The sequence below is a fragment of the Paenibacillus sp. FSL R7-269 genome, from assembly GCF_000517865.1.
Classification (GTDB): domain Bacteria; phylum Bacillota; class Bacilli; order Paenibacillales; family Paenibacillaceae; genus Paenibacillus_AQ.
In genome coordinates this window covers 44511-50851 of sequence record NZ_ASPS01000057.1, presented here as the reverse complement: position 1 = coordinate 50851, position 6341 = coordinate 44511, and the positions used below count along the sequence as shown (strand labels likewise).

The following is a 6341-nucleotide window of genomic DNA, read 5'->3' as shown; positions in this document are numbered from 1 at the left end:
CTCTCCAAATTGGTATTTAGAAAGAGCGATTGCTCATTTTGAAACATCTGACGAGAATTTACATTCTCTAATTTGGATCTCACCGAAGCGATCTCCAGATACTCACTCGTTGTTCAGTTTTCAAAGATCAAGCTCGTTGTCAGCGCCGCTTACCGCGTCACCAGCAACTTTTATAATATAACATATCCTTCTTCTGAATGCAACACTTATTTTCGATGAAGCGAAATGTGTATTCATGAGAGCAACATGTCCAATCTTCTTGCAAGGCACCCGCCTTGCGACTGGATATATAATATATCATGATATGTACCTGCTAACAACCCTTAATTTTATACCATTTTTGAGATAGTACTATGGCCTTTCATAGATATCCTATACAAGCCTCTGTACCTGCATAACATTGCCCGAAAAGCACATGCCGGCCCTCATCTAGCAGGACCTGCATGTGCCACTCTCTCTTAGGGACTCTTCTCTTAATTCGGAATCCAAGGAGTCTGATTCTTTTTAGCTGTACTAGAACGTCCGCTAGAGTTCGAACGCGGCTTGGCGTGGGCTTTATCCTTGGCGGCAGAACCCTGGCTGGAGGTTTTCGCTTTTGCCGCTGCCGGTTTCGACTTCCCTGGTTTTGTATCCTTTGCTGCTGTGACTTCAGTGCGCCCCTTATCCGGTAACTCCTCCGCTTCCTCTACTACAGGCTCAGGAATCTGAATCTCAGGTACGCGGTTGTGAGCGAAGTTCTCCATGCCCGGATAAGCAGGATATGGTGGAATGTTAGATACCATAGGCGGTTCATACATCGGTGACACTGCGTTAGGCATGGCATTCATTCCTCCGGCATAAGGAGAAACCATCCCCATCTGCGGCATGCCATACACCGGATACCCGTTATACATCGGCTGCTCATAAGGATAGGGCTGAATCGACATTGCGCCGCATCCGCAGGATGGCCATGGAAGATTGACCTGTTCACTCTGGTACTGCGGAGCAAACGCAGCATTGTCACTGAAAGGGCTGACTGCAGACATATTCACATTGTTATAATCCGGTGCTGCATTAGGATACCATGCTTCGGGATATTGTCCAGGCGGACAAGGATTAACCGGTTGAGCATAGAACGGCGGGCAATCCGGCATAAACGCTGCGGGCTGAGCATAACTCGGAGCGTTATTCATGTTATTCATGTTGTTCATATTGTTCATATCCATATTGGCCATTGGCTCATATATCGGATACACGGGTGCATAATTCATGAAATACGGATTCTCGCTGAGGCCGGGATAGCCATCGGTCTTTCCCCATGGCGAGGTTTTACCCTCATCCCAGGCGGCAGGCTGGACCTCTGTCTTATTATGATGCACTTCTTTGGTTTTCTCTTCCTGCGCGGGAACAGAGATTTGCACATACAAACTTTGTTTCTTATGGACGACTTCCTGAACCGGCTTGACTTCCGGCATTTTATTAGGTGCAGGGTTAGGTGCAGGAACCGCCAACGGGATAGGGACTGCTTCTGCAGCAGGTGCAGGAGCTGGCGCAGGAGCCGGCTTTTCGATAACACCGGTGTAGGTTTTACCGCCAATCGCCGTTTTATCGACCACTGCCGGAGCGGTTGACTGAGCCTGAATCGGGGTCGTATTAGCTTTTACCGGATCGATGGATTGGGCCTGGATCGGAGAAGTACTGACTTTCTTAGGGATTTTCACGACTTCACCCGTCATCAGTGCATTAGGGTTCTTAAGCTGCGGGTTGGCATCAATCATATCCTTGAGTGTAACTCCCCAAGCTTTGGAGAGCTTCCATAAAGTATCGCCTTGCTTGACTGTATGCTTATAGTAGATATCGTTGTTGTCCGGAACAGGCAGAGCTACGGGCGCAGCCGGGATCTTAACCTTGTCTCCAACCGCAAGCACATCTGGATTGGTGATTTGCGGATTGGCCTCGATTATTTTTTGCAGCGGCACTCCATACTTCTGTGATAACGCAAACAGCGAATCACCTTGCTTAACAATGTGTATTTTCACGCAGCATTTACCTCCTAAAAGTATCTATTGATCGGCACTGCACCCCGGTTCAGGGATGATAGCCCTCCAGATTCGGTAGTTGCGGTACAGCCGCCTCCTTCGTTACTACATCTTATGCAGCCCATGGGCGAATGACATCCCTATATGCAAAAAAAATCCTTCCATGCTTGGCATGAAAGGATTTTTCTCTGTTCGCTCCTACGAAACTAATGTACTATTCCCAAACCTTATAGCCGTCTTTATCAACCACATTGCGGAATTCTTCCAGCAATTGCAGGGTAATCGGTCCGGCCTGACCGGAACCAATGACTCTGCCGTCGATCTCACGGGCAGCAATAACTTCAGCCGCTGTTCCGGTGAAGAAAACTTCATCGGCAATATAGACATCATGCATGGTGAACGGCTCTTCCTTAAGCGGCAATCCCAGCTTCTCACACAGCTCAATGATCGCCAGACGGGTGATTCCCTCCAGGGCACCCAGGTAACAAGGCGGTGTATAGACTACCCCTCTTTTGATAATGAAGATATTATCGCCGGAGCCTTCGGTTACATAACCCTGGGCGTTCATCATGATCGCTTCATCGGCTTCCGCCAGATTCGACTGAATCTTCACCAGAATATTGTTCAAATAGTTCAACGATTTGATCTTCGGATTCAGGGCATCCGGGAGATTGCGGCGCTGGGAGACCGAAACGGCACGAAGTCCGTTCATATAAGCCTCCTCCGGGTAGATGGCTAACTGCTCAACAATGATGATTACACTTGCTTTGGGACAACGGCGCGGATCAAGACCCAGGTTGCCGGGACCGCGTGATACGATCAGCCGGATGTACCCGTCCCGCATTTCGTTCAGGCGGATCGTCTCGGCCATAGCCTCCAGCATCTCATCATAGGCCAGCGGAATGTCCAGCATAATCGACTTCGCCGAATCATACAGCCTGTCCAGATGCTCCTTGCACTTGAAGATGTTACCGTTATAAATACGGATACCTTCAAAGATTCCGTCTCCATATAAAAAACCGTGATCGAATACGGACACCATTGCCTTGTCCTTCGTTACATGTTGTCCATCCAGATAGATCCATTGCTCAGCCATGAACTTACTGCACCTCCGCTTTCTCTTCCTCATAGGTGTATGTGGGATAGGACCCCAGAATCCGTACCTGACAGCCCAAGGCTTTGATCTCTTCAATCGCACCCGGGAGGAGTACCGATTCTATCGGTTCCAGCACATCAATATAGAAATAATAAGTACCCAGCTTCTTCTTCGTCGGCCGTGATTCAATACGGGACAAGTTCAGCTTACGCCAGGCAAAAGCAGCCAACACCTGATGCAGTGCACCAGGGAAATCCTCGGGCAGCGTAACAAGAATACTCGTCTTGTCTCCACTGCTCTTCTGTGGAAGCTCCAGTTGCTGCGGGCCCACCAGGACAAACCGCGTGTAATTGTTATTATGATCTGTAATCTGGCGTTCCACAACCTCCAGCCCGTGTGTAGCAGCTCCGAGCGCCGTACCGATAGCAGCCCAGCCTTTGCCGGGATTGCCTTTTACAATCTCCACCGCTTCAGAGGTGCTTCCCACAGACTCCAGCTCAGCCCAGGGCATAGCCTTACGGATGAACTGCGTGCATTGCGCCATAGCCACCGGATGGGACAAGATTTTGACAATCTTCGTATAATCCTTGTCCCCGTTCTCCTTCGTGAATTCCTGCGGACAGCTGATCAGATTCTGTATCGACGGAAAAATCCACTCCGCCTGCATTGGCAGGTTCACTTCATTAATGAGCCAGTCGATATGCAGGCTGACCGAGCCTTCTATCGTGTTCTCAATCGGAATGACACTGTAATCAGTGACTCCGCCGGCCGTGGACAGAAAGACATCGGAGATGAGCTTATGATGCTCCAGATGAACAGGGTTACCGCCAAATAAATGCAGCAGCGCTTCATGCGAGACGGAGCCCTGAGGCAATAACGCTATCGATTTCATGACTGTAATTCTCCTTTTATCATATCCAAAAATGATTCGTTTTGCATCCCGTTTCTTTCAAGCAGCTCTGCCGTGACACCTGTGGTGCATGGGGACAGCCATACGGTACGGGCAGAGATTCCGTTCTCCTGCATGGTCTCAGTCAAAAACAGCTCCAGCTCCTGCTTCCGCTGCTCGCTGCGGTCCACCATACATAACAGAGTCGGGCCTGCACCGCTAAGCGCAATCCCCAGCGCGCCGTGGCCCGGAGCTTCAGCCAGCAGCTTCTCCATCCCCGGTACCAGCGGTGCACGGTAGGGCTGATGGAGCCGGTCTTGCATCGCTGTACCCATCAGGTCCAGCCGTCCTGCGGCTAACGCTGCGGTGAGCAGTGAGGTACGGCTGATGTTGTGGACAGCATCGCTCATTGTAACCTCCGCCGGCAGCACGCCTCTTGCCTTGACAGTCTCCAGCTCGAATTCAGGGATGACCACAAGCACTTCAAGCTCCCGAGGAGGCTCGATCCGGATATAATCGGCATGCTCGCCGTCCCACACGGCCGTAATAATTCCCCCGAAGAGCGAGGCTCCAACATTATCGGGATGCTTCTCGATCGCTGTAGCCATATCGAACAGCTTCGCCTGACTCAGCGGTGAACCTATCATAGCATTCGCCGCAGCCAGCGCGCCAACAATGGCCGAAGCACTGCTGCCAAGCCCGCGGGTCAGCGGAATTGCCGAATACATGGAGATGGACAACTCCGGAACCTGAACCCCGGCCTCTGCAAAGACCATTTGCGCAACCTTGTAGAGCAGATTGCTTTTGTCCCGGGGAAGACCAGCCATCTCATCTCCATACAGATGAAACACCGTTTCAGCCGCTTCCTCCATTTCAATCCAGGCATACAGCGACAGAGCCATGCCCAGCGTATCGAAGCCCGGACCGAGATTGGCGGTACTGGCAGGGACCTTCACTCTAGACCTTCCGTAAATACTCATGGCGGGTAAATCTCCTTCATTATATTTGCGCGCAAGCCCAATGTTCTATGGACGCCTGCGATATTTAACCTTCTACACGGTAATGGCTTTTGATGCGGTGAATGACGTTCAATTGCTCTAAATGCCGCATTACTTTATTCATACTCGCCTTGCTGGCATTGTGCGTTACAATAATGATTTCTGCATCCGGATTATTAGTATTGGCCTGCTGCACTACGGAATCTAGACTGACATCATATTCGGCAAACACTTGAGTAATCTTCGCCAGCACACCGGCCTTGTCATCTACGTGCAGGAGGAGGAAGTTCTTGTAGAAAATATCCTCATCACTCTTCAGCTTCTTCTGCTTATATGGCACAATCTGCTTAAGCCCGTTGACACCCAGCTTCAGATTCTTGATAACCGCCACCAGATCCGCCACAATCGAGGTTGCCGTAGGCATCGCCCCTGCCCCCGCACCGTAGAACATCGTCTCCCCTACAGCCTCACCATATACATATACCGCATTAAACACGCCGTTCACGGAGGCAATCGGGTGGTTCGTACGGATCATCGTCGGCTGAACGCTAATGCTGAATGCTTCATCTTGGCGTTCAGCGATTCCGAGCAGCTTCATCTCGTACCCCAGCCGTTTGGCAAAAGCTATATCCTCCTTGCTGACGCCGGAAATTCCGCTTACACTGACATCGCTCAGCTCCACATTGGTCCGGAAGCCCAGCGTGCCCAGAATGGCCATCTTGCGGGCCGCATCCAGCCCCTCCACATCGGAGGTCGGATCAGACTCGGCATACCCCAGCTCCTGCGCTTCCTGCAGTACGTCGAGGTAAGACGCACCTTCCTGGCTCATTTTGCTGAGAATGTAGTTGGTTGTCCCGTTCACGATCCCCATAATCTTCATGATCTTATCCGAGGAAAAACCTTCAATCAGGGTGCGGATAATCGGAATACCTCCCGCCACACTTGCCTCATAGAACACATCGCACTGCTTCTCCTGCGCCTTCGCCAGAATCTCCGAGCCGTGCAGGGCCATCAGGTCCTTATTGGCTGTTACGATATGCTTGCCGCGCTCCAGTGCCTCCAGAATGTACTCCTTCGTGCCTGCGATCCCGCCCATGACCTCAACAATCACATCAATCTCCGGGTCACGGATAACGGCCCATGGATCATCGGTAATCTTGGACGGATCCACTTCGATATCACGCGGCTTCTCTGTATTCTTCACGGCAATACGTTCAATAAGGATCGGCGAGCCCACCTGGCTGCTCAAATCCTCCTGATTTCCTTCCACAATACGGACAACGCCCGTACCCACAGTACCCAGACCCAGCAGACCTACTCTAACCGGCTTCATTCGTATT

General features: G+C 51.1%; 5 protein-coding genes. All 5 read right to left on the bottom strand.

The window, feature by feature from the left end:
* Positions 1-473 precede the first annotated feature (473 nt).
* The 5 genes from C162_RS34625 to C162_RS25035 all read right to left on the bottom strand — a co-directional run bounded on the left by C162_RS34625 (position 474) and on the right by C162_RS25035 (position 6334).
* Positions 474-2018, bottom strand: coding sequence for a LysM peptidoglycan-binding domain-containing protein (locus C162_RS34625; RefSeq protein ID WP_051493907.1), 1545 nt, complete (start codon positions 2016-2018; stop codon positions 474-476).
* Between the two features lie 214 nt (positions 2019-2232).
* Positions 2233-3114: a branched-chain-amino-acid transaminase gene (gene ilvE / locus C162_RS25050; protein ID WP_036698996.1), complete on the bottom strand. Its 882-nt coding sequence runs from the start codon at positions 3112-3114 to the stop codon at positions 2233-2235.
* Between the two features lie 4 nt (positions 3115-3118).
* Positions 3119-4006, bottom strand: a complete 888-nt coding sequence (pheA, locus tag C162_RS25045) for a prephenate dehydratase (RefSeq protein ID WP_036698994.1) — start codon at positions 4004-4006, stop codon at positions 3119-3121.
* Complete coding sequence (thrB, locus tag C162_RS25040) at positions 4003-4983, bottom strand: homoserine kinase (protein ID WP_036698992.1); 981 nt, start codon at positions 4981-4983, stop codon at positions 4003-4005. The genes pheA and thrB overlap by 4 nt, the downstream gene beginning before the upstream one ends.
* Before the next feature lie 64 nt (positions 4984-5047).
* Positions 5048-6334, bottom strand: coding sequence for a homoserine dehydrogenase (locus C162_RS25035; RefSeq protein WP_036698991.1), 1287 nt, complete (start codon positions 6332-6334; stop codon positions 5048-5050).
* Positions 6335-6341 lie beyond the last annotated feature (7 nt).